24 protein-coding genes are annotated in these 22,212 nt (G+C 40.9%); 15 read left to right on the top strand and 9 right to left on the bottom strand.

Annotated elements, in window-relative coordinates; translation table 11 throughout:
• Positions 1-138: 138 nt before the first annotated feature.
• The gene (locus MHI11_RS19415; protein ID WP_003214799.1) at positions 139-1,680 is read right to left on the bottom strand and encodes a solute symporter family protein; all 1,542 of its coding nucleotides are present in this window, start codon (positions 1,678-1,680) and stop codon (positions 139-141) included.
• Positions 1,677-1,991, bottom strand: coding sequence for a DUF485 domain-containing protein (locus tag MHI11_RS19410; protein ID WP_106066975.1), 315 nt, complete (start codon positions 1,989-1,991; stop codon positions 1,677-1,679). Before MHI11_RS19410 ends, MHI11_RS19415 begins: the two co-directional genes overlap by 4 nt.
• A gap of 323 nt (positions 1,992-2,314) precedes the next feature.
• Between MHI11_RS19410 and MHI11_RS19405 the strand changes: the two genes are divergently transcribed.
• The gene (locus MHI11_RS19405; RefSeq protein WP_106072007.1) at positions 2,315-2,551 is read left to right on the top strand and encodes a hypothetical protein; all 237 of its coding nucleotides are present in this window, start codon (positions 2,315-2,317) and stop codon (positions 2,549-2,551) included.
• A 177-nt stretch (positions 2,552-2,728) separates the two neighbouring features.
• Positions 2,729-3,106, top strand: a complete 378-nt coding sequence (locus MHI11_RS19400) for a hypothetical protein (protein ID WP_106030652.1) — start codon at positions 2,729-2,731, stop codon at positions 3,104-3,106.
• A 466-nt stretch (positions 3,107-3,572) separates the two neighbouring features.
• On the opposite strand, the gene MHI11_RS19395 is transcribed toward MHI11_RS19400, so the two are convergent.
• Positions 3,573-4,151, bottom strand: a complete 579-nt coding sequence (locus MHI11_RS19395; RefSeq protein ID WP_340962103.1) for a hypothetical protein — start codon at positions 4,149-4,151, stop codon at positions 3,573-3,575.
• Between the two features lie 604 nt (positions 4,152-4,755).
• Between MHI11_RS19395 and MHI11_RS19390 the strand changes: the two genes are divergently transcribed.
• Positions 4,756-4,926: a hypothetical protein gene (locus MHI11_RS19390; protein ID WP_161792787.1), complete on the top strand. Its 171-nt coding sequence runs from the start codon at positions 4,756-4,758 to the stop codon at positions 4,924-4,926.
• 118 nt (positions 4,927-5,044) lie between these two features.
• On the opposite strand, the gene MHI11_RS19385 is transcribed toward MHI11_RS19390, so the two are convergent.
• On the bottom strand, positions 5,045-6,397 hold the full coding sequence (locus tag MHI11_RS19385; protein WP_340960248.1) for an IS1182 family transposase: 1,353 nt from the start codon (positions 6,395-6,397) through the stop codon (positions 5,045-5,047).
• Positions 6,398-6,831: 434 nt separating this feature from the next.
• Between MHI11_RS19385 and MHI11_RS19380 the strand changes: the two genes are divergently transcribed.
• Positions 6,832-7,959: a Rap family tetratricopeptide repeat protein gene (locus tag MHI11_RS19380; RefSeq protein WP_340962102.1), complete on the top strand. Its 1,128-nt coding sequence runs from the start codon at positions 6,832-6,834 to the stop codon at positions 7,957-7,959.
• Positions 7,949-8,197, top strand: coding sequence for a hypothetical protein (locus MHI11_RS19375; RefSeq protein WP_268508514.1), 249 nt, complete (start codon positions 7,949-7,951; stop codon positions 8,195-8,197). The genes MHI11_RS19380 and MHI11_RS19375 overlap by 11 nt, the downstream gene beginning before the upstream one ends.
• Before the next feature lie 247 nt (positions 8,198-8,444).
• Here the strand turns inward: MHI11_RS19375 and MHI11_RS19370 are convergent, their stop codons facing one another.
• From MHI11_RS19370 to MHI11_RS19360, 3 genes are all read right to left on the bottom strand, one after another.
• On the bottom strand, positions 8,445-9,113 hold the full coding sequence (locus MHI11_RS19370) for a glycosyltransferase family protein (protein ID WP_044140253.1): 669 nt from the start codon (positions 9,111-9,113) through the stop codon (positions 8,445-8,447).
• Positions 9,106-9,795: a class I SAM-dependent methyltransferase gene (locus MHI11_RS19365; protein ID WP_044140252.1), complete on the bottom strand. Its 690-nt coding sequence runs from the start codon at positions 9,793-9,795 to the stop codon at positions 9,106-9,108. Before MHI11_RS19365 ends, MHI11_RS19370 begins: the two co-directional genes overlap by 8 nt.
• A 298-nt stretch (positions 9,796-10,093) precedes the next feature.
• Positions 10,094-10,234: an anti-repressor SinI family protein gene (locus tag MHI11_RS19360; RefSeq protein WP_003215413.1), complete on the bottom strand. Its 141-nt coding sequence runs from the start codon at positions 10,232-10,234 to the stop codon at positions 10,094-10,096.
• 456 nt (positions 10,235-10,690) lie between these two features.
• Between MHI11_RS19360 and MHI11_RS19355 the strand changes: the two genes are divergently transcribed.
• Positions 10,691-11,074, top strand: a complete 384-nt coding sequence (locus MHI11_RS19355) for a GtrA family protein (RefSeq protein ID WP_034620336.1) — start codon at positions 10,691-10,693, stop codon at positions 11,072-11,074.
• Positions 11,075-11,101: 27 nt separating this feature from the next.
• Positions 11,102-11,359, top strand: coding sequence for a hypothetical protein (locus MHI11_RS19350; RefSeq protein WP_003215318.1), 258 nt, complete (start codon positions 11,102-11,104; stop codon positions 11,357-11,359).
• A gap of 35 nt (positions 11,360-11,394) precedes the next feature.
• Here the strand turns inward: MHI11_RS19350 and MHI11_RS19345 are convergent, their stop codons facing one another.
• A complete protein-coding gene (locus tag MHI11_RS19345; RefSeq protein WP_003214606.1) occupies positions 11,395-12,240 on the bottom strand; it encodes an AraC family transcriptional regulator in 846 nt (281 codons plus the stop codon).
• A gap of 182 nt (positions 12,241-12,422) precedes the next feature.
• On the opposite strand from MHI11_RS19345, the gene MHI11_RS19340 reads away from it, so the two are divergent.
• The 8 genes from MHI11_RS19340 (at position 12,423) to qoxD (ending at position 21,693) form a co-directional block, all read left to right on the top strand.
• Complete coding sequence (locus tag MHI11_RS19340) at positions 12,423-13,601, top strand: galactokinase (protein WP_003214735.1); 1,179 nt, start codon at positions 12,423-12,425, stop codon at positions 13,599-13,601.
• Positions 13,601-14,593 carry a UDP-glucose 4-epimerase GalE gene (gene galE, locus MHI11_RS19335; RefSeq protein ID WP_340962101.1) on the top strand — a complete coding sequence of 331 codons (993 nt, stop codon included), beginning with the start codon at positions 13,601-13,603 and terminating at the stop codon, positions 14,591-14,593. Before MHI11_RS19340 ends, galE begins: the two co-directional genes overlap by 1 nt.
• A gap of 34 nt (positions 14,594-14,627) precedes the next feature.
• Positions 14,628-16,148, top strand: coding sequence for a UDP-glucose--hexose-1-phosphate uridylyltransferase (galT, locus tag MHI11_RS19330; RefSeq protein ID WP_340962100.1), 1,521 nt, complete (start codon positions 14,628-14,630; stop codon positions 16,146-16,148).
• Positions 16,149-16,152: 4 nt separating this feature from the next.
• On the top strand, positions 16,153-17,235 hold the full coding sequence (locus tag MHI11_RS19325) for a M24 family metallopeptidase (RefSeq protein WP_065097784.1): 1,083 nt from the start codon (positions 16,153-16,155) through the stop codon (positions 17,233-17,235).
• 516 nt (positions 17,236-17,751) lie between these two features.
• A complete protein-coding gene (gene qoxA, locus MHI11_RS19320) occupies positions 17,752-18,708 on the top strand; it encodes a cytochrome aa3 quinol oxidase subunit II (RefSeq protein WP_113754954.1) in 957 nt (318 codons plus the stop codon).
• Positions 18,709-18,735: 27 nt separating this feature from the next.
• On the top strand, positions 18,736-20,694 hold the full coding sequence (gene qoxB / locus MHI11_RS19315) for a cytochrome aa3 quinol oxidase subunit I (protein ID WP_003215069.1): 1,959 nt from the start codon (positions 18,736-18,738) through the stop codon (positions 20,692-20,694).
• Positions 20,694-21,311 (top strand): cytochrome aa3 quinol oxidase subunit III, encoded by a 618-nt coding sequence (gene qoxC, locus MHI11_RS19310; RefSeq protein ID WP_034321973.1) that lies wholly within the window; start codon positions 20,694-20,696, stop codon positions 21,309-21,311. Before qoxB ends, qoxC begins: the two co-directional genes overlap by 1 nt.
• A gap of 1 nt (position 21,312) precedes the next feature.
• On the top strand, positions 21,313-21,693 hold the full coding sequence (qoxD, locus tag MHI11_RS19305; RefSeq protein WP_007497818.1) for a cytochrome aa3 quinol oxidase subunit IV: 381 nt from the start codon (positions 21,313-21,315) through the stop codon (positions 21,691-21,693).
• A 55-nt stretch (positions 21,694-21,748) separates the two neighbouring features.
• Here qoxD and MHI11_RS19300 read toward each other — a convergent pair whose 3' ends face one another.
• Positions 21,749-22,015 (bottom strand): spore morphogenesis/germination protein YwcE, encoded by a 267-nt coding sequence (locus tag MHI11_RS19300; RefSeq protein ID WP_003215279.1) that lies wholly within the window; start codon positions 22,013-22,015, stop codon positions 21,749-21,751.
• Positions 22,016-22,212: the final 197 nt, after the last annotated feature.

The raw sequence follows: 22,212 nt of genomic DNA, 5'->3' as shown, positions 1-22,212 counted from the left end.
CTGCTCTCTGATCACATGTAGAAGGTTTGCCAGATTAGAGAAATATAAAAATAAGTTAAAAGGTCAGTTTATCCCTTACTGAGAGCTGCTTTTTTAGAGAAAGAAAACAAAAAAGCCGGCTCATCAGCCGGCTCTTCCTTATGAATCGGTATCCATATGCATCCCTGTATGTGCCTTTACTTGTATTTCTGTAAAGGTGTCTTCATCTGCTTTTTCAGAGGAGAAGATCGTGCCTAAGTAAGCGGCAAGGAATCCGAGTGGGATCGAGATAATTCCAGGGTTCGACAGCGGGATGAGCGGGTCTCCTGTAAAGATGGCTGCTCCCGATGGGTCCCAGACGCTTGGGCTGAGCGAGACGATAATCAGTGCGCTCAGCAGTCCTACTAAGCTCCCTGCAATGGCACCTGTAGAATTAAATCGTTTCCAAAAGACAGTGAAGATAATCAATGGTAAATTTGCACTTGCTGCCACTGCGAAGGCAAGTGACACAAGGAAAGCAACGTTTAACGATTGGGCAAATAATGCGAGAATGATAGAAAGAATGGCCACGCCGATGGAAGCAAAGCGTGCCGCTTTTACCTGTTCCCGTTCACTCGCTTTCCCTTTGCGGATGATCTGACTATAAAAGTCATGCGCAAAGGCAGACGCGGCGGATAGGACGAGACCAGTTACCACCGCCAAAATGGTCGCAAAGGCAATAGCGGAAACAAAGGCAAATAACAAATCTCCTCCAAGGGCTTGGGCAAGCAGTGGAGCGGCCATATTTCCTGCTGCATCTGCTGCTGTGATCGCTTCTGTTCCAACAAAGGCAGCAGCACCGAAGCCAAGGAAAACTGTCATTAGATAAAAAATACCGATGATCCACGTAGCGGATAGAACAGATTTACGCGCAGAAATGGCATCCTTCACCGTATAAAACCGGATCAAAATGTGCGGCAAACCTGCTGTCCCAAGCACTAGAGCAAGGTTCAAAGACAGGGTCTCTAAAGGCACATCATATTTATTTCCCGGGTGAAGAAATGCCCCACCGAGCGGGGTCGCTGTTTTCATCTCCTCAAACATCTTCAGCAGGCTAAAATCAAACTTTGCAAATACAAGCAGTGAAATAATCAGTGTCCCAAGCATGAGAAGTACAGCCTTTGTAATCTGTACCCAGCTGGTTGCGATCATGCCACCAAACACGACATAAATGGTCATCAAGACACCGACGATCAGTACCGCAATCCAGTAATCAATGCCAAGAAGCAGCTTGATTAATGCACCTGCCCCAACAAGCTGTGCAATCATATAAAAAGTAGAGACTGTGATTGTGTTAAACGCAGCAACTCCTCGAATGGCAGGACGCTTAAATCGTGCAGCAATCATATCGGCCATCGTATATTTCCCTAGATTTCGAAGCGGTTCGGCTACAACGTAAAGTACGACAAGATACGCTACTAGAAAGCCAATGCTATAGAAAAAGCCATCAAATCCATTTAACGCGATCATTCCAGCGATTCCTAAAAATGATGCGGCAGACATATAGTCCCCAGCGATGGCAAGTCCGTTCTGAAATCCAGTCAGACCTCCACCTGCTGTGTAAAAATCGCTCGCATTGCTCGTTTTCTTCGCAGCAAAATATGTGATGACCAATGTGAGCCCTACGATCGCTATGAATAAAATAAAAGCGGTCATGCTCATTCGCCATCACCTCTCGATTCAATTTTTAAAGCGCTTACATATTTGTCAAACTGAGCTGCTTTTCTCGCATAAAGTCCACATAATACCCAGGTCATCACAAATTGTGTGAGGGCGAATAACCAAGCCCATGAGATCGCGCCAATTGCCGGCTTGTTCAAAAAGGTGAAGTAGGATGTAGCAACCGGAAGTGAAAAGTAAAAGAGAAAAAAGAAAATCGTCATCGGTACGATAAATCTGCGTTTTTCCTCGAGAAGTTTTCGAAAATCCTCTGAAGCGGCAACCTTCTTATAATGAACTTTTTTGTCTGCCATTGTTTCCTCCTTTGTACGAATTAGGGACAAGGTACTCCAATGCATATGAGACGATCTGGTTGTTTATGACAGTATATCATAAAAAAGGCACCCGAAAAGGGTGCTGAGCCTGATCAAAACATGACTTTATCTTGAGGTATTGTGTTAAGTCGAGAAGGGGCAAGCATTCTATTATATGAAATATCGGCCTTGGAAGAGTGAAATATGGAAAGGTTACTGACCGTCTTGCAGGCGCAAGACGGTATTTTTTGCTTCGTACTGGTTTAGTATATACTCGTGTTGAGATATGCGAGTATATACCTGATTCTGTGGAACACGCTGCAATGACTCCTAATGTTGAAGATGAAACGGCAGAGACTGTTGAATATGTACATTTACGTTTGCCAGACGGAAGTACAATTCAACAAAGGCCCTATCCGATCTATTACTGGTTTAAGATTTTCTTCGATCGGACCGGAAAAAAAGAAGCGCAGTATAATCATTATGATAGCCCAATCAATTTTAATCAGTCACTTGAACAGGCAAACTTATACACTTTAAAAGGATTTAATCTGATTTGAACGAGATAAAAGACAATATTCGTGAAATCGTTTCGCTTGTATAGTTGGCCACACTTTTTCATTCGTGTTTTAGCTCATTTTGGATCTTCCAGGGCAGCTGTTTTGTTCGCATTCTCTCCACACAACAAAAAACTGAAATTCGTTATTTTAACATGAAACTTAAAGGAGGATTTAGACATGGCAATTATTAAAGAACAATATTTAGAGCAGCATACAGAATTTAAACCACCATTTCAAAAGGAAGAAGCAACAATCATTATTCAGGAACAGAGTAGCCAACCGACTTTAGACTTTGCTTTAGCATTGTTGCCGACATTAGGAAAGGTCACACGTATTACGCATTTTAGAAATGGTCAAAAAGTGAGATATTATACGTATGTGGAGACTGTTGCCTATAAATTATTTATTTACCAAGGTTTAGCCAGTAATTATAACGGCGAAGGCAGCCACGCTTTTCAGTCATTTTTAATAAATGTGGGAATTCCAGAAGAAGAGGTTTCTTTCATAACAAAGTCCAATGGTGAAGATGTGGCCGTAATTGAAATAGCTTTATAAAAAGGGTATTTTGAAGTCGAGGATCAAGGAGAAAATCGTATTATGGAATATAAATTAGTACCGGTACACGCCGGCATACCCGAAATGGAATAGTCGCGCGCTATAATCTTTATTGAAACATACAAGGATGGTATGTTAGATAAAGATGATAAAAATTCATTCCAGAGAGGTTTTCAACTGTGCCTTATAGATTTCGGATATAAAATAGTGGAAAAGTGAAAATCAACATAAGAAGCCGTTAATGGCTTCTTTTTTATGTAAAAAGGGTTGTTTTACTAGGAGAAGAATGTGAGGGCTTACCGATCGTCTGCACGCTGCAACACTTTCTATACGCTTACCACTAATTAATGCAGAACCAAAATATTTTCAGGAATTTCAAAAATTTTGTGTTGAAGTCTTATATTAAGAGTAAGCAGGCTCTTACTGGAGCCTGCTTTTTTTATTTATTGTTGCTTAACAGTTATTTTTAAGGTATTTTTACAGTATATGCTAAATTAACAAACATAATATTTACGCCTACATCAACTTTCTTATATTTGTTTTTAACTGCCCATGCAACAGCACCAGAAGTTCCAGCAGTAATAGCCGCAGCTGCTCCAGCACCCCATGGTCCGGCAGCAGCAATTCGACTTGTGTACCAACCGATATATCCGGCTGCAAATCCACCTGCTACTATGGCATTCATGCTTCTAACTTTCGGTCCTAATTTGAGGTGTAAACCTACAAAACCTAAAGTCTGCATGTCACCTTTTTTCTCATTCTCTTCAAAGCTAAATTCTTCTGATTTCATTGAAGTCATTAGTAGACTGTCGTGTTCTGAAATTCCCATTTCCATAAGGGTTTCTTTATCAGCTGTAAAATGAATATTTCCATCCTTATCTAATTCGAAGTAATTAGATAGTTTCTCTGCTAATTCCAATTGTTTTTTATCTACACTGACTGGAGGGGTCTCGTTATTACCTTGACTGGCATGACTAATCATTGGAGAAGAGAAACCAAATGTAATAGTAAGCACACTTAACACTACTAGAAATTTTTTAAACATACGTACCACTCCTATTTGTTTTTTGGGGTAACGCATACATGATATTTCCTTCTATTGGGGTGGAATACTTAGAGGTTAAGGAGAGTAATAAAATGTATTTATTCTTATTCACTTTGATTTATTGTGTAATCACACAGATGTTGAGTTTTTCCTTTGAGATGTCTTTTGGTGTGTACTTGATAGGTTTAGCTTTAATCAAAGGACTTTCTAGTGTGGAAATTAAAGACATCTTTAATTTCAAAAAGACAAGGGACGTGTTCAAAGAAAACAGATTTATAGATTCTTTGATGGAATTGTTTTCTTTGGTAATAGTGTTTATTAATGCATACATAATTGATTATGAACCATTCTCTCCCTTTGAGTTTGTTTATACTTTTTTCTTGCTTGTAATTCTGTACAGGTTCCTATTTTGGGGGATCATAAGAGAGTCAAAAAAATGGTTGCATAAAGAAGCATAGGAGACATGGATTTATAAGAATCACTCACTTTCTTTGATATATTTCCATGCTACCATTTATTTCTTGATAATTGGTAATGTGATGGAAAGTTTCTTTTTGGGTTGCGGTGACCGCAATATAGGTTCTTTTATTAGGGAGGATAATTTATGATGACTGTAATACCAGTATTGATGATGTTAATTGGTGCTTCTTATTTTGCTGTTTATATGAAAAAACGTAAGAATAATAAAGAAAAAGAGATGGGTTATAAAGTTGTTTTTGCCGTTGTTTACTTTTTACTGAGTGTCCCATTCATCAATATGGTCATCACTGGATAATAAAGAACAGGCTAAAGAGCCTGTTCAGATTGTAGAGAAACTCATGTTTTTCTACAATCTTTTTTATTTTCATCGTAATGATGATGGATGAGATTAAAGAAAAAGGCCTCCCACACACCTAGCCTAGCTTCGCTAGGTGTGTGGCAATCTTCTTCATGTTCTGACAGGCAGCTGTGAGAAGCACTTGCTCACTCACATTTTGTTTTCCCCTCAACCGGCAGTAGCGAAGCCCATGCAGTTGTTTTGAATCTGCAAAGCTTCGCTCTATTTTTTCTTTTCTTTTTTTATATAGCTCTTTTCCAGAAGCAGACAGACGATTTTGTCTGATCTTTTCTTTATGTTCTTCCCATACATGTCTTGAGATCACTTTTTGATGATTTTTCGACCTTGTACAGCTCTCTAGGAAAGGACACGATACGCATTTTTTAGGGTCTGATTTGTAGAATCGATAACCTTTTCGATCAGTTGTTGTATATAATAGCTTCTCGCCATTTGGGCATATGTAGTGATCATGTTCAGAATCATACTGAAATTTCCATTTCTCAAATAATCCTCTTGTTGGATGAAAGCGTCTATGTGCGATGACACCAAAAATACGGCGATCGGATAAACCTTTACAGATTGGGGTTGTCAAATAACCAGAATCAAGGGCAACAGCTTCTACTTGAAAACCAAATCGGGCGATTTGGTGATCCAATCGATCAAGATACGGAACAGAGTCATGGATATTGCCGGGCGTGACATGGGCATCCGTGATGATATTGTACTTCATATCCGTTGTACGGTGGTCTAGGTAGAAAAAGCCTTCTGGCTTGTTTTCACGATAAAGATAGCCACTTTCAGGGTCAGTCGTACTTTGACGAATGTCTTTTTCCGTTTTCACCTCCTCTTTTACCTTTAAGGGCTTTTTTCCGTGTACCTCTCGATCTTCTTGGATCGCTTCTTCTAAATCATTTATATAGTTCTGAGTATCTTGTTCAATCGTTTTTCTCGTATATTTATGTTTATTGGCATTGGCTTTAAGATGAGTCGAATCAGTAAAAAGAACGCGGCCTCCTACCATATCATGATTGATGGCTTGAAGCACAATTTCATCAAAAATGTCTTGAAAAATCGTTGTATCTTTGAATCGAGTACGACGATTCCAGCTAATGGTCGAGTGGTGGGGAACGGGGTCATTGATGTTCAAACCTAAAAACCATCTATACGCCATGTTATAGTAAATTTCTTTTTCAAGTTGTCTTTCAGAACGGATACCGTACAGGTATCCGATAAACATCATTTTGAACAAAATAAGTGGATCAAGAGAAGGACGACCTTTATTCTCACTATAATAGGGTTTGACTTTATCTACGATAAATGAAAAATCAATGTACTGATCAATTTTACGAAGCAGGTGATCCTCTTCGACCAGTTGATCTAGCAATACAAATTCGGCTTCGTGCTGAGAAGAATTTCTAGTGTGGAACATGAGAAAAACACCTTCCTTTAGTATGCTTTTCTCTATTATAAAACGGGGGAATGGAAACTTTAAGGGAAAAAATAAAGCTGTCGAGATTTTCTCGACAGCCTGAACAGGCTAAAGAGCCTGTTTTTTTGTTTCTTAAAAAACATGGCACCTATTTTAAAAACACCACCAAGAGCGTTCATATTCGTTTCTAAGCATCTTTATTTATGCTCGGGTTTTTCATAGTGTGATGCTTCAAGAACGCTTATATGGGATTTAAATGCGTTAACTGCTGTGATAGCATCTAAAAACCGATATGTCTTGTGTCCTACTTGCTTAAAAAGTGTTTGCGTCATGCCGAAAATTTTACATATACATATGAATGGATAAATAGGGTTTTATTAGGAATTCTTGTGCTAACATTTATTAAAAATTGGTTTTCTAGGGGGGGATTGTAGATGGCGTCTATACCGTCTCCAGTTGTAGCGATCAAGATAAATGAATGGTATAAGCAAATAAAAAGATTCAATGTTAAAGAGGCCCAGATGCTAAGGAAAGAGGTTAGAAAAGATATAGATGTCATGGAAGAAGATGAACAGGCGGTTCTTTATTTTCAGTTGATGGAGTTTCGTCATCAATTGATGACAGACTATGTGCAGCCTTCTAAAGAACCACTTGAAAAATCGGATTACTTGAAAGCTGTAGAAGGACAAGGAAAAAAGATGTCAGCCATTCTTGAATACTATTTTAATTTTTTTCAAGGCATGTATGAATTCAAAAATGGTGAGTTTATTAGAGCTATTGTGTTCTATAAGCGCTCGGAAAAGCGCCTGGAGCAAGTAGGGGATGAGTTAGAAAGAGCGGAATTTTATTACAAATTATCTGAAGTGTTTTATCACATGAAACAGACACATGTGTCTATGTATTACGTTGGTCTTTCTTATGATACTTATAAGGCGCATAAGAGCAATTCCCTTTATATGATTCGAGAAATTAATTGTCTAACTGTTATGGCAGGTAATTTCATTGATTTTGAATGCAGAGAAAAGGCGCTTCCTCATTTATTGTCAGCTTTAGAAAAATCTAAGGCAATTTCTAATAAGCCAATGATTGTGAAGTCATTATTTAATATTGGGTGTTGTTATAAAGGATTAGGTGATTTTAATAGGGCGCTAGCTTATTTTAATCAGGTTATTCTAGAAGGAGAGCCTATTAATGCTACAGAGTTGCTTTTGGTTTATTATGAATTATCGTTATTTCATTTGAGTCAAAAGGAATTTATTGAGGGTGAAAGATTTTTCAAAAGAGGCTTGGAAGAAGCGAAGAATAGAAAAAATGATCTGTTTTTATCGTTGCTGATGGTATTGGAAATTTTATTTTTAAAAACAGCAAACCTAAGTGAAGTCTTGAGCTCGTTGGAAAAATTAGAGAATGAGAGGGGTTATCCATACATGGAAGACCTAGCGCTCGAAGCGGCTCGGTACTATAATGAGAATGGGCGTATGGATGAATCTGTAAAAATGTATGAAAAAGTGATGTACGCCCGAAAACAAATCCAAAGGGGCGACTGTTCATATGAATTTTAAAACGGTTCTTACTGGTTTTTTGAGTGCTTCAGCATTGCTAGGTATGATCTCATTATCATCTGTCGATTTTGATGTGAATTCAAGAAATGCTACTTCTCCAGAATCCACTGATCTGACTGTAAGGAATGCTACAGGCAGTAGCGTTACTACTGAGGATTTTGCTGTGAGGAATGGAACCCGTTCTAGTGAAAATCCTGATGTTCGTTTTGGAACACGTGATTCTAGATTATCTACTTGATGAATCAAACAGACCTTTAGGGTCAGGCTGTCGAGAAAATCTCGACAGCTTTATTTTCTCGGAAAGGTTATCGGTTCTACAAATCAGATCCGAAAGCATGTGCTCCGTGACCTTTTCTTGAAAACTGCACAAGATCTCAAAAGCACCAAAAGACTCATTCTCACCTAACATCATGATGTGGAAAATAAAAAAGAATGTAGAAAAACATGAGTTTCTCTACATTCTGGTGACCCGAAAAGGGTGCTTTCTATCGATAATTTGCAAGAAATGTTTGTCTCGCTTTTTCATACGCTTCCGCATCAAAATGATCTCCGCATTTGTGGATGCACCAAGGCTCTTCTTGCCTCGCAATTCCAACCTCATAGCCCTGTTGCATGAATTCAAAGGATTGCGAAACATCATAAAAATGAAAGCCATCAAAGAGGTCCTCACGCCACTTCACATCATATTGCGTCGCCATGAAAAGACCATCAATCGCCGAAGCGTTCATATAATCTTGCGCTTCTGCCTGTTGACGACCACTTTCAAACGAAAGCAGCTGATAGGTGTTGTGACGATATTCAATGACTTTCCCCCTGCAATCAGAACTCTCCCACCAAATCCCATTGTCAGGCACGCTTTCTGCACCTATGACCCCAATCATCCCAAGTGATGGATGCTGTAAAAAAAGCGGGATCAACTCAAGCAGCATATGCTGTTTGACAATCAAGGTATCTTGATGAAGATAAATTTTAAACTGAGCTGGATGAGTGATGGCTTCATTATAAGCAGAGGTCATACTGGATGCATGTCTAATTGGCAGTACCTCCACATGATATCCATGGGGAGCAGGAAGTGAAGCGAGCTGCCGAAAGCAAGCCTGAAACATGGCCTCATCATTTACACATAAAACAAACAGGATGGTGGGGTTACTCATGAAGCTGAACCGCCTCAACCACATACTGATAGGCGGTAGCGGCCTCATGAAAATCTGAACGAATGCCATGCTTCATGAGTAATTCATGTAAATCAATCATTATGCTCTCATAGGAAGGATGCTGTACGCGAATGGTTTCGAGTTCGCGAATACGAAAGCCTGCTGAATGAAAGAGTGCATGAATTTCATGAAGAGTGAAGAAACGTAAATGAGTTTGATCCATTAATCCTGCATCTGAATAAGTGAATCTGCCGGCTAATAATTCTAAAACGGTTGATATGTGACCGATATTCGGAATGGATGACAGGATGGCTCCTTCTTTTTTAAGGAAAGGTTTGACCTTCTTTAAAACGGCCCACGGATCCAATAAATGTTCAAGGACATCTCCGAATATAATGCAGTCAAATTGTTCCTGTTCGTAAGGGAGCGTCATCTGTTCAATATTTCCGCATAGCACATGATCTAGCTCTTGCTCAGCCTCTTTTGCTGCATTCTCAAACGATTCAATTCCATAAATGGTCCGGCCCTTTTGTTTCAGGACTTTTCCAAGCTTGCCTGTGCCGCATCCGATATCCAATAAAGACGTCCATTCCTCACGAATACGGCTGACAATGACCGGGTTCACGCCATGATAATACTGATCCTTTTTTTGGTGATAATAGGAAAGGGAATCTGAACTCACGCTCTACCCACCTTTCTGCTTTCTCATTGTTTTCATGCTTAATATATGGGTGGGGAGCTTGGTTTTATAACGAGAGAAGAACAATTTTTATGAATGGTGGCTAAAAAGGGATCATATAAAGAACGGGAAACGGACTGTCCTCCTAATATAGAAAGACAGAACCCCATGAGTGGAAGGGATTGGTATGAAGGGGTGTTCTACTGTAGCGTATCGTCATGAAAGGATTTTTAAAAGGTCAATTGACAAGTCAGAACTTTTAGCCAAAGCAGTCTGAAAGACAAAGGATAACGGCGTTGATTTACGGTTTGTTTATCATCTTCTGATCACCGTTGGATGTTAAAAAAGCTTGTATTTCTTCGATGGCTAGTCCAATTTTTTTCGCTTCCTGAATCAAATAAACCCACTCTTCGTCAACTCTTCTTTTCACTTGCGTATCCATAATATCCTCCAGTTCAATAAGACATATTCATCTGCAACCAATGACTTGAACAAACCGTCTAGTAACTGTACGTGTGGATGAAAACAGCGCAAAATAGATTTTGTCGAAAAATGATGACATTTAACCTATTTTGTAAAATCTATCACCTACCACGTTCCTAAAAAAATGACTAAAAAACCCATAAATATTGATTTCTTACTTCTAATAATAAACAATTGTAAAGTCAGTTAAAAGATTATAAATTAAAATAATGAAAAAGACCTAAAACATTTGGCTTATATAAACCAATTAGGTTGACATTTGCCATCGAGTAGAACAAATTTCATCTGTGCAGGACGTACATATTGTTCGTTTGGGAAGTTCTTCTCAAGATGGTATTCTAAAAGAAACAGAAACCACCAAGAAGGAATGAAGAAAGACATGTATAGCCTTTTTCAAAAGTATCAAGAAGTTGTCATGTATCTTGTGATGGGTGTGTGTACAACCATTGTCAACATAGTCAGCTTCTACTTATTCGTTGAGATGTTTTCCATGGATTATAAAACAGCTACAGTTGTTTCATGGGTATTTGCTGTTCTCTTTGCTTATATCACCAATAAGAAGTATGTCTTCAAGCAAAAGGCCCGTGATACGAAAAGCCTTATGCGTGAGCTTTCTTCATTTTTTAGTGTTCGTCTCATGTCTCTAGGTGTAGATCTAGGGCTGATGATTTTATTTGTGACCCAAATGGCGCTCAATGAAACTGTCGCAAAAATTCTTGTCAACTTTGTGATTGTGGTCGTGAATTATGTCGCCAGTAAATGGTTCGTCTTCAAGAAAACAAAAGAAGATGCGATTTAACACATGAAAAAAGATAGGTGATGTGAAATGAGCAGCAGGCCAGACGAATTATATGATGTCATATATCAACAAACAGAAAAGCAGCATGAACAAGTGCTGAGGCTAGTCAAAGAAATGACCGCACATCCAGAAGCGTTTTCGGAACAAGAAAAGGAAAAGATCAACCGAATGGACATTGCGCTTCAAACAGCAACGGACATTTTGGAAAACTTAATGACACCTGACACTCAAATGACCATTGTTTTAAGACAAGGGAGAATCCATGTTGACCTGACGAAAGCGTAAAAGAAGCAGCCAATTGTAAAAGCGGCTGCTTTTTATTATGCATCGCTTGTTTCCCGCAGTTGCTTTGGAGACATGCCGATTTTCTTTCGAAAGACTTTATTCAAGTAATTCGCATTTCTGTAGCCGCACTGTATGGCGATTTCTTCAATCGAGTATTTTGTTGTTTTCAGTAACGTTTCCGCCTTTTCTAACCGAATATTGGTTAGATAGTGAATAGGTGTGAAGCCAGTGGCCTTTTTGAATTCCCTCGTAAAATGACTTTTGGATAAACGTGCCGCAGCTGCCATATCGTCCGGGCCAATTTCCTCGTGAAAATGATGGCTGGCAAACAAGGCCGCTTGAACGATGGGCTCGGGCCATTTCTCCATTTGTCCCTCAAGCTTTGGCAAATATGAATACAGTTCCATGACAAATTGATAAGCAAGGCTAGACCCCTCAAATGGATTGGTAATCCGTCTTTCACTGGCTTCATCATAAATGGTCTTGAGCAGGCGGATCGGTCTGGAATTCGGATGAAAACGCATGACCTGCTTTCCTTGGTCAATAAATTGGTCAAAGCAAAGATCGCAGGCTTCCCCGTAAAGCGTTAAATAGAGAAATTCCCAATGCTCACTGTCTTCTGGAAAATAATATTGGTAGGCACTTGGGCTTTTCACGAGAAAGGCCTGACCCGGCAATACTTTGAAACGTTTCTCTCCGATTTCAATCATGCCATGTCCAGACAGTGTGAGCTGAAAGATGCACTTGCCCTGATCCTTCCGCTCCACGCCATTCCAGCTATATAACGAAGAAGATTGAACTTCCCAGCCAACAGACCAGATTTGTGCTGGCAATGTCACATCAGAATGGTGAAAACGAAATGCAAATGCTTCTTTCTTCAAATTGGAAACCCTCCTTCACAGCAAAAAACAACCTTTTTCTATTTAGAATCATGTTACACCTCATATCACATCGTACCATTCACAGCAAAAAAAGGGTATTTTTTAACGATTTTTTTACCATTGAACTGATGCTGCTGGGACAACTAAAATAAAAAGTATCAGAAGAGAAAAGGGGAATGGATATGATCGATACGTTACGCGCGGCATTTCACCAGCAATTTGGAGATAGAGAAGAACTTCGCTACTTTTTTGCCCCAGGAAGAGTGAACTTGATTGGTGAACATACAGATTACAATGGAGGACATGTATTTCCATGCGCGCTTACTCTCGGGACGTATGCTGCTTGTGCGAAGCGGTCAGATGGCCGCGTGAGAATGTATTCCTTGAACTTTGATCGCGATGGTGTGAAAGAATTCAATCTTTTTGAAATCGCTTACGTAGAATCGGACGGCTGGGCAAATTATCCGAAGGGTGTGTTCAAACAGTTTATAGAAGCAGGAATGAAGATAGAAGAAGGCTTTGACATTGTGTACAGTGGCAATATTCCAAATGGTGCAGGCCTGTCTTCCTCTGCCTCCATAGAGCTTGTCACCGCTGTTCTCATCAATGAATGGCATTCATTCAGCGTTTCAAATGTCCAACTTGCCCTCCTTTCACAGCGTGCAGAGAATGAATTTATTGGTGTCAATTGCGGGATCATGGATCAGTTTTCGATTGCCCTTGGAAAAGAAGATCACGCCATTTTGCTCAATTGTGACACCCTTGCCTTCGAATATAGTCCGTTTCGGCAAGAGGGACTGGCGCTTGTCATCGCCAATACAAACAAAAAACGGACACTGGCTGATTCCAAATACAATGAGCGCCGGGCAGAGTGTCAATCCGCTTTAAATGATCTTCAGAAAGAAATCGACATTGCCCACTTATGTGAGCTCACTGCGGATGAATTTGCGAGGGTTGCCCACTTGATTGAAGATGACGTCTGCCGCAAACGAGCAAGACATGTCGTGACGGAAAACGAGCGGACGATGAAAGCAGTAAATTTTCTGAAAGATGATAAAATGGAAGAACTAGGTGGGCTCATGAAGGCTTCTCATCATTCTTTAAAGAATGATTATGAAGTAACAGGACTTGAACTAGATGCACTGGCTGAAGCAGCTTGGCGGCACCCGGGGACGATTGGCTCCCGTATGACAGGTGCAGGCTTTGGCGGATGTACGATCAGCATCGTGAAAGAAGAGCTGCTAGATTCATTTATAGAAGAAACTGGTGCGATATATCAAGAGAAAACAGGGATTCAAGCCTCTTTTTACACAGCTGGAATTGGAGGCGGCGCAAGAGAACTCACAAAGGGGGAAGTGTGATGACAATTTTAGTTTGTGGAGGAGCAGGGTACATAGGCAGTCATGCGGTGGCGGCTCTTTTAGCGAAAGGCGAACGAGTAGTGGTAGTGGATAATTTGCAGACAGGCCACAAAGAAGCTGTTTTGGAAGGAGCTGTCTTAGAGGAGGGTGATTTACGAGATCACGCCTTTTTAAGACAGGTGTTCAAAAGGCATCAAATAGAAGCGGTCATGCACTTTGCGGCAGATTCACTTGTTGGGGAGAGTGTAACAGACCCGCTTAAGTACTATAACAACAACGTCGGCGGAGCAACTGCTTTACTACAAGTCATGAATGAATTTGATGTGAAACACATCGTCTTTTCTTCCACTGCTGCTGCATACGGTGAACCGAAGCGGGTGCCGATCGATGAAACGGATGAAACGAACCCAACAAATCCATATGGAGAAACGAAACTAGCCATTGAAAAAATGCTGAAGTGGTCTGAGCAAGCGTATGGAATAGAATACGTGGTACTTCGCTACTTTAATGTAGCTGGTGCCCATACAGAAGGACTTGTCGGAGAGGATCATCAGCCTGAGACGCATCTCATTCCAATTATTCTGCAAGTTGCTCTAGGAAAACGGGATCAAATGATGATTTATGGTGATGATTATGAGACAGAGGATGGCACGTGTATTAGGGATTACATTCATGTGATGGATTTAGTAGAGGCACACATCTTAGCTGTTGACCGGCTGCGTGCTGGAAAAGGCAGTGCGACCTACAACTTAGGGAATGGAACAGGGTTCTCCGTGAAGCAGGTCGTAGAAGCTGTTAGAAAAGTCACGGGGCATACCATCCCGGCACAAGTGGCAAAAAGACGCGCGGGAGATCCAGCAAAGCTGATTGCTTCTTCTGAAAAAGCACTGCAAGAATTGGGATGGACACCTCAATATGCTGACCTTCACACGATCATTCAGAGTGCGTGGGATTGGTTTCAGAAGCATCCAGATGGTTACCAAAGTGAATAAAACGTAAAGGCAGGCAAGAGAGGGGACAGAGGGAATGGCGATTGATATTTTTGAAAAGCTGGAACAGCTGATTCAATATGGGATCAATAAAGAGCTAATGACATCACTAGATATCGAATATACGAGAAATCGACTGCTTGAGGTACTCAGGCTCGATGAAGCGGAAGCAAGAACAGTCTCAGGAGAAGAAGACCTTGAAGACATCTTAATGCCGATGCTCGATTGGGCAGTAGAAACAGGGATTATTCCTGAAGGGACAGATACGTATCGTGATTTACTAGATGCGAAAATCATGGGCTGCTTGGTGGCTCCTCCAAGTGTTATCTATGCGAAGTTTGAAGAGAGACGCAAGCAAGAGGGACCGAAGGCAGCTACGAGCTGGTTCTATGAGATGCAGCAGCATGCCCACTACATTCATACAGGCAGGATCGCCAAAAATGTACAGTGGTTTACACCAACAGACGATGGCGTGCTGGAGATCACCATTAATCTATCAAAGCCAGAAAAGGACCCTAAAGCCATCGCTGAAGCGAAGAAGCTCAGTCAAAAGCAATACCCTCTTTGTCTCCTTTGTAAAGAAAACGTTGGGTTCGAGGGGCGGATCAACCATCCAGCGAGACAGAATCACCGGATTATTCCTGTGACACTCTCAGATGAATCGTGGTTTCTGCAATTTTCACCTTATGTGTATTACAACGAGCACTGTATAGTGTTCAAAGGCAAACATGAGCCAATGAGCATCACCAAAAAGACCTTTGAACGACTGCTTTCCTTCATATCTATATACCCGCACTATTTCATTGGATCGAACGCCGACCTTCCGATTGTCGGAGGCAGTATATTAAGTCATGACCATTTTCAAGGCGGTGCGCATGAATTTCCGATGGCGAAAGCAGAGATGGAAGAAGTCTTTTCTCTCAAAGCCTTTCCAAATGTGCGAGCTGGCATTGTGAAATGGTCGATGTCTGTGATCCGACTTCGAAGTAATGAGCGGAAGTCGCTCGCAGACGCAGCAGACTTTATCTTACATGAGTGGAAACTGTATTCAGATGAAGTGGTGGGGGTCATCGCTCATACAGGAGAGACACCTCACAACACCATTACACCTATTGCGAGGCGTCACGGGGATGACTATGAATTAGATTTAGTGCTTCGTAATAACCGTACAAACAAGCAGCACCCGGACGGCATTTTCCATCCGCACGAAGAAGTCCACCATATTAAAAAAGAGAATATCGGATTAATTGAAGTCATGGGCCTTGCTGTGCTTCCTGGTAGATTAGCAGAGGAAATAAGTCAATTAAAAGAGGCTTTGCTATCTGAAAGTCCACTTGAAGAAATCAAAGCCCGTCCTGCTATCATGAAGCACGAGGCTTGGGCGAAGCGGCTGCTTGAAGAGAACACCTTTACAGAGGACAATACCGAAACCATTTTACAAAAAGAAATTGGCTTTATTTTTTCTCGAATTCTCTCGCAGGCAGGTGTGTTTAAAAGAACTGAGCAAGGGAAAACAGCTTTTAACCGTTTTATTCAAATACTTCAAACAGGCAGGTGATTAGATGATTGAACAAGTAAGAGAATTAATGGAAGAAAAGCAGCTTGATGGTGTTTTGATTCAAAAGCGAAATAACTTCTCCTGGCTGACAGGCGGAAGAAGGAATCATATTGTGTTAAATACGCCAGAGGGCGTGTGCCAGCTGCTCGTCTTAAAAGACGACCTCGTCCTCATTGTGAATCAAATGGAAGAAAAGCGGATCATTGAAGAGGAAATGGCGTACGTCGATCATCCGTTTCAAGTGGTCACAATGGATTGGTATGAGGATGAGACCCCATACATTCAAGAACTCACAAAAGGTAAACGAATTGGGACGGACATTCAAATAGATGGATTCGAATGGATCGAACCGGATTTGTCGCATGTTCGCTCGATCCTAACCGCCTCACAGCTCAGACAATATGAAACACTGTGTCATGAAACAGCGGTCATTGTAGAAAGTGTCTGTCAAGAAATCGTTCCAGGGCAGACCGAGCACGAGATTGCTTCGCTTGTTGCTCAAAGAGCCATTACACAAGGGATGACGATAGAAGTCCTGCTTCTGGCAACCGATGACCGGATCCATCAATACCGTCACCCGATTCCAACAGATAAAGCTCTTCAAAAGCACGCGCTTGTTGTTCTCTGCGCGGAGCGGCACGGGCTCGTTGCGAATGTCACAAGGTCTGTTTACTTTGGTCAGCTTCCGAAGGAGCTTGAAGAGAACAAAGAGCGTCTAGCACGAATTGACACGGTCATGAATGCCGCCACTCGTCCTGGGGGAACATTAGGAGATGTTCTGAAAGCAGGTATTGCTCAGTACGAAAAAGAGGGCTTCCCTGATAGCTGGAAAAAGCTTCATCAAGGGGGAAAGACGGGATTTGTATCTAGGGAAATCATTGCTGTTCCCTCATCGAAGGAAGAAATTCAGCTTCATCAAGTGTTTACATGGAACCCTTCATTGCCTGGACTGAAATCAGAGGATACGATTGTTGTAGAAAAAGAGGGCAACCGATTTTTAACGTATACAGGCAAGTGGACGTACATGGACATTGAACATGAAGGGAAGATCTATAGACGACCTGACATCTTAGTGAGAGATGAATAAATGCAGAGTGCCGGCGCTGAGCCGGTTTTTTGCTGGAAGTCTTTAGCGAGATTCCACTAATTCAGCATCATTACCAATTCTTACAGCGTATACACAGAGGATCGATACTTTCTTTTCTTGTGAACTTGCGTTAAAATGAGTAAGGTTTTTGTTAAATGTAGGGATACCTATTTTGAAATTGTTTACCTAGATAAAATTTCATTAAGTTAAATTGAAATTTGACCAAACTTTTTTATTGTGGTAAACCTAAATTTGACAAAGTTCTTGATTGTTTGTCCTTTGCCTTCAACTCTCAACTTTTCAAAATCCTAGAAATTTATTGTGTGTGCAATAATATAAATTTATGTCGAATTTATGACATTTTAATAGAAATCTGTTGAAAAATAAATGAACTTTTGAAAAAAGGGAAGCTAACTGTAACAGATTTTGATAGCATTACAAAGGGAAGAAAAGTTTTCGAAGGCAGATGGCTTTTCACAATTATTCAGCAATTTATACATTATCTAAGGAAGGATGGTGATCTTCTTGTTCAGAGCCATTAAACCTATGCTTTTATTAGCGATGCTCGTGAGTGTTTTTGTATTAGGAGGTTGCAGCAATATCGCTGTTTTAGATCCTAAAGGACCTGTCGCAGCACAACAAAAAGACTTAATCCTTTTATCCATCGGATTCATGCTCTTTATCGTTGGTGCGGTATTTGTACTGTTTACCATCATTTTGGTTAAATACCGCGAGCGTAAGGACGTTGGAAACGCCTCTTATAACCCAGAAATACACGGGAACACGCTTCTAGAAGTTGTCTGGACAGTGATCCCAATATTAATCGTTGCTGCCCTTTCAGTTCCAACTGTAAAAACAATTTACTCTTTGGAAGAGGCACCTCAAGCAACAAGCCATAAAGATCCTCTTGTCGTTTATGCTACAGCTGTTGATTGGAAATGGATCTTTAGCTATCCAGAGGAAAATATTGAGACAGTGAACTACTTAAACATTCCAAAAGATCAGCCGGTTTTATTCAAAATCACTTCTGCTGATACAATGGCATCACTATGGATTCCTCAGCTAGGCGGGGAGAAGTATGCGATGGCTGGAATGGAGATGGAACAATATCTTCAAGCTGATCAAGTTGGCACATATCAAGGAAGAAACGCCAACTTCACAGGCGAGGGCTTTGCTCAGCAAAAATTCAAAGTCAATGCGATGACGCAGTCTGACTATGATAAATGGGTAAGCAAAACGAAAAAAGAAGCACCAAAGTTAACGAAGAAAACGTATGACTACTTGATGCTTCCTGATGCTGCAGATGTGCAGACATTCTCATCAACACATTTATCCTTTGCGAAGCATGGAGAGGATTCTGAATACGCACTCCAAGCACGCAAACGTTTAGGTTACAAATCAGTTTCTCCGCATTCCAAAACAGATCCTTTCGAGAATGTGAAGAACTATAAAAGAAAACTAGATAATGAATAAACTGACTAAGGAAAGGAGGAGGCCGTTATGCATTTGAAATGGGATGAGTTTTTTGTAACTGGAGACCCATTAATTCTTGGTGCGCAAATATCTATCGCTCTTACTTCCATTGCTATCGTGTTTGTTTTAACCTACTTTAAAAAGTGGAAATGGCTCTGGAAAGAATGGCTAACATCAGTTGATCATAAAAAGCTTGGGATCATGTATATCCTTGCTGCTGTGATTATGTTCTTCCGCGGTGGGGTAGACGGACTGATGATGCGCGCACAGCTGGCGCTTCCTAATAATACGTTTTTAGATTCCAACCACTATAATGAAATTTTCACAACGCATGGTACGATCATGATTCTATTCATGGCGATGCCATTTTTAATTGGTTTAATCAACGTCGTTGTACCTCTTCAAATTGGTGCACGTGACGTTGCATTCCCTTATTTGAACAACCTGAGCTTCTGGACATTTATGGTCGGAGCGATGCTGTTCAACATTTCCTTCGTCATTGGAGGATCACCAAGTGCAGGCTGGACGAGTTACATGCCGCTCGCCGGAAATGATTTCTCACCAGGACCTGGACAGAACTATTACTTGCTCGGGCTCCAAATTGCAGGTATTGGTACACTTATGACTGGTATTAACTTCATGGTGACCATTTTAAAAATGCGTACAAAAGGTATGACGCTTATGCGTATGCCAATGTTTACATGGACAACGTTGATCACGTCTGTCATCATCGTATTCGCATTCCCTGTACTAACAGTTGCTTTAGCACTTATGACATTTGATCGTTTATTCGGTTCTGCATTCTTTACACTCGAAGCAGGCGGTATGCCAATGCTTTGGGCGAACCTTTTCTGGATTTGGGGACATCCTGAGGTATATATCGTGATCCTGCCGGCTTTCGGTATTTTCTCAGAAATCTTTGCGACGTTCTCAAGAAAACAGTTGTTTGGTTACAAAGCGATGGTTGTATCGATTGTGGCAATCTCTGTTCTTAGTTTCCTTGTGTGGGTTCACCACTTCTTTACAATGGGGAACAGTGCAGCGGTTAACTCATTCTTCTCGATTACAACAATGGCAATTTCTGTACCAACAGGTGTGAAAATCTTTAACTGGCTCTTTACGATGTATCGAGGCCGTATCAGCTTTACTTCACCAATGCTTTGGGCACTTGGTTTCATCCCGAACTTCGTTATCGGTGGTGTCACTGGGGTTATGCTTGCGATGGCAGCTGCGGATTACCAGTACCATAACACGTACTTCCTTGTATCCCACTTCCACTATGTATTAATCGCAGGTACTGTCTTTGCTTGTTTTGCTGGTCTTGTTTTCTGGTATCCAAAAATGTTTGGTTACAAGTTAAACGAAAGAATCGGCAAATGGTTCTTCTGGGTATTTATGATCGGATTTAACATCTGTTTCTTCCCGCAGTACTTCTTAGGATTGCAAGGAATGCCAAGACGTATTTATACGTATGGACCAGAAGATGGCTGGACTGCACTAAACTTTATTTCAACAATTGGTGCATTTATGATGGGTGTCGGATTCATCATCCTTTGCTACAACATTTACTACAGCTGGAGACACGCGAAACGTGAAGTGTCTGGAGACAGCTGGGGAGAGGGACGTACTCTTGACTGGGCGACATCTTCTGCAATTCCGCCGCATTATAACTTTGCAGCACTTCCAGAAGTGACAACACCAGATGCATTCCATCATTGGAAGCAAAACAATGTAGACGTTCATCCTGAAAAAGAATTCAAGAAAATTCACATGCCGCACAATTCAGGCAGACCACTTATCATGTCTGCATTCTTCGGACTTGGTGCATTCGGTCTTGTATTTGAATGGTACTGGATTGGCGTTATTGGCTTAATCGGTGTATTCGCAACAATGATTTTACGCTCATTTGAATATGACGATGGCTACTATATTCCTGTTGAAGAAGTGATTGAAACAGAGAAAAAGAATAAGGAGGCGCAGAAGTAATGGGACATAATGATAGCAGCTATGCAAATGCACCGCTTGAATATCAGTCTGAAACGGGACGTTTAAACATCCTTGGTTTCTGGATATTCCTTGGCGCGGAAATCGTGTTATTCTCAACACTTTTTGCGACCTACTTTGTTCTTCATGGCAGAACAGCTGGCGGCGTTTTACCAGCTGAGCTGTTTGATATGAAGCTTGTATTGATCATGACATTCCTGCTATTGGTTAGTTCATTTACATGCGGGATTGCCGTTCATGAAATGCGCCGTGGAAGTACAAAAGGGGTTGTCATTTGGACGATCCTCACACTGCTTCTAGGTGCAGGCTTCGTTGGGTTTGAGATTTACGAGTTCTTCCATTATGTACATGAGGGTGCGAGCATTCATACAAGTGCGTATTGGTCTGCATTCTTTGTACTCTTAGGAACTCACGGATTACACGTATCCATCGGTATCTTCTGGATTACCGGGGTCTTGTTCCAAATTAAAAAACGTGGATTAACTCCACAAACAGCATCGAAGATTTTTATCTCAAGTCTATACTGGCATTTCCTTGATGTTGTATGGATTTTCATCTTCACAGCTGTTTACTTGATCGGATTAGGGGGGCTTTTGTGATATGGCTGGAAAAACACATTCCTCAGCAGAGCACGAACACTTCCCTTGGAAACACGTAGTTGGCTTCATCCTATCCATCGTGCTAACCATCTTAGCATTCTGGATTGCCATTGGAGCTGAAATTGGCAGTTCTGCAAAACTATGGATTATCTTTGGTTTTGCCTTCATTCAAGCGTTCTTGCAGCTATTCATGTTTATGCACATGACAGAAAGCGAGAACGGAACTGTTCAAGTCGGAAATACATTGTTTGGTCTGTTTTGTGCGATTATCTTCGTTATCGGATCTGTTTGGATCTTTGCGGCTCACTACAGCCACGGAGAGAACAGCAAAGACGGTTATTCACCTTCTGCACCAAAGCAATCTGAGCATTCAGAGAAATAATAAAAAACCACTCATCTCTCAAAGGTGAGTGGTTTTTATCATGATGTTGTGTTATTTATCTGGTGCTGCTGAATCTTTTGCGAATGAATGGAAGTCCATAAATGAGGAACGCTGCAATGTGTGCCAAAATGACATTAATGGCAAAGAATGCGATCATGAAGGTATGTCCTGCTGGAGATAAACTGCTTGTCATGTAAAGACCGAAGAAAATCCACATAATCATAATGGGTGGAATAGAAGCTAGTGCAATTTTTCTGTTTTCGAGCCATAAAAACAGGGGTGTAGCCGTTGCAATACATAGGTACGCAAAGAACATATCCATCGTATCCAACTCCTTTGTAAGTTGATGTTCAATTCAAATGAGAGGTCAGGATGCAATTGTGTCTGTTTTTAGGAGATATTGTGAACATTTTGTTACAAGTATTATACCACAATTGACTTTGAAGTAAACTCAATAATTGGAAAATGGGCCTTATTCCGTAGAGTAGTTTTTTCCTTTTCTGTCCATAAAACTTATGC

The organism is Bacillus sp. FSL K6-3312, from assembly GCF_038007485.1.
GTDB classification, from domain to species: domain Bacteria; phylum Bacillota; class Bacilli; order Bacillales; family Bacillaceae; genus Bacillus; species Bacillus pumilus.
This window is presented reverse-complemented; position numbering and strand designations above follow the sequence as displayed.

What these genes read in the sequence shown, in the direction of transcription:
- MHI11_RS19410 (WP_106066975.1), bottom strand. Translation starts at nt 1,991, where the DNA reads ATGGCAGACAAAAAAGTTCATTATAAGAAGGTTGCCGCTTCAGAGGAT.
- qoxD (WP_007497818.1), top strand. Translation starts at nt 21,313, where the DNA reads ATGGCTGGAAAAACACATTCCTCAGCAGAGCACGAACACTTCCCTTGG.
- MHI11_RS19400 (WP_106030652.1), top strand. Translation starts at nt 2,729, where the DNA reads ATGGCAATTATTAAAGAACAATATTTAGAGCAGCATACAGAATTTAAA.
- MHI11_RS19395 (WP_340962103.1), bottom strand. Translation starts at nt 4,151, where the DNA reads ATGTTTAAAAAATTTCTAGTAGTGTTAAGTGTGCTTACTATTACATTT.
- qoxB (WP_003215069.1), top strand. Translation starts at nt 18,736, where the DNA reads ATGCATTTGAAATGGGATGAGTTTTTTGTAACTGGAGACCCATTAATT.
- galT (WP_340962100.1), top strand. Translation starts at nt 14,628, where the DNA reads ATGGCGATTGATATTTTTGAAAAGCTGGAACAGCTGATTCAATATGGG.
- MHI11_RS19350 (WP_003215318.1), top strand. Translation starts at nt 11,102, where the DNA reads ATGAGCAGCAGGCCAGACGAATTATATGATGTCATATATCAACAAACA.
- MHI11_RS19360 (WP_003215413.1), bottom strand. Translation starts at nt 10,234, where the DNA reads ATGGATACGCAAGTGAAAAGAAGAGTTGACGAAGAGTGGGTTTATTTG.
- MHI11_RS19380 (WP_340962102.1), top strand. Translation starts at nt 6,832, where the DNA reads ATGGCGTCTATACCGTCTCCAGTTGTAGCGATCAAGATAAATGAATGG.
- MHI11_RS19325 (WP_065097784.1), top strand. Translation starts at nt 16,153, where the DNA reads ATGATTGAACAAGTAAGAGAATTAATGGAAGAAAAGCAGCTTGATGGT.
- MHI11_RS19405 (WP_106072007.1), top strand. Translation starts at nt 2,315, where the DNA reads ATGACTCCTAATGTTGAAGATGAAACGGCAGAGACTGTTGAATATGTA.
- MHI11_RS19385 (WP_340960248.1), bottom strand. Translation starts at nt 6,397, where the DNA reads ATGTTCCACACTAGAAATTCTTCTCAGCACGAAGCCGAATTTGTATTG.
- MHI11_RS19415 (WP_003214799.1), bottom strand. Translation starts at nt 1,680, where the DNA reads ATGAGCATGACCGCTTTTATTTTATTCATAGCGATCGTAGGGCTCACA.
- qoxC (WP_034321973.1), top strand. Translation starts at nt 20,694, where the DNA reads ATGGGACATAATGATAGCAGCTATGCAAATGCACCGCTTGAATATCAG.
- MHI11_RS19300 (WP_003215279.1), bottom strand. Translation starts at nt 22,015, where the DNA reads ATGGATATGTTCTTTGCGTACCTATGTATTGCAACGGCTACACCCCTG.
- MHI11_RS19370 (WP_044140253.1), bottom strand. Translation starts at nt 9,113, where the DNA reads ATGAGTAACCCCACCATCCTGTTTGTTTTATGTGTAAATGATGAGGCC.
- MHI11_RS19340 (WP_003214735.1), top strand. Translation starts at nt 12,423, where the DNA reads ATGATCGATACGTTACGCGCGGCATTTCACCAGCAATTTGGAGATAGA.
- MHI11_RS19355 (WP_034620336.1), top strand. Translation starts at nt 10,691, where the DNA reads ATGTATCTTGTGATGGGTGTGTGTACAACCATTGTCAACATAGTCAGC.
- MHI11_RS19390 (WP_161792787.1), top strand. Translation starts at nt 4,756, where the DNA reads ATGATGACTGTAATACCAGTATTGATGATGTTAATTGGTGCTTCTTAT.
- galE (WP_340962101.1), top strand. Translation starts at nt 13,601, where the DNA reads ATGACAATTTTAGTTTGTGGAGGAGCAGGGTACATAGGCAGTCATGCG.
- MHI11_RS19375 (WP_268508514.1), top strand. Translation starts at nt 7,949, where the DNA reads ATGAATTTTAAAACGGTTCTTACTGGTTTTTTGAGTGCTTCAGCATTG.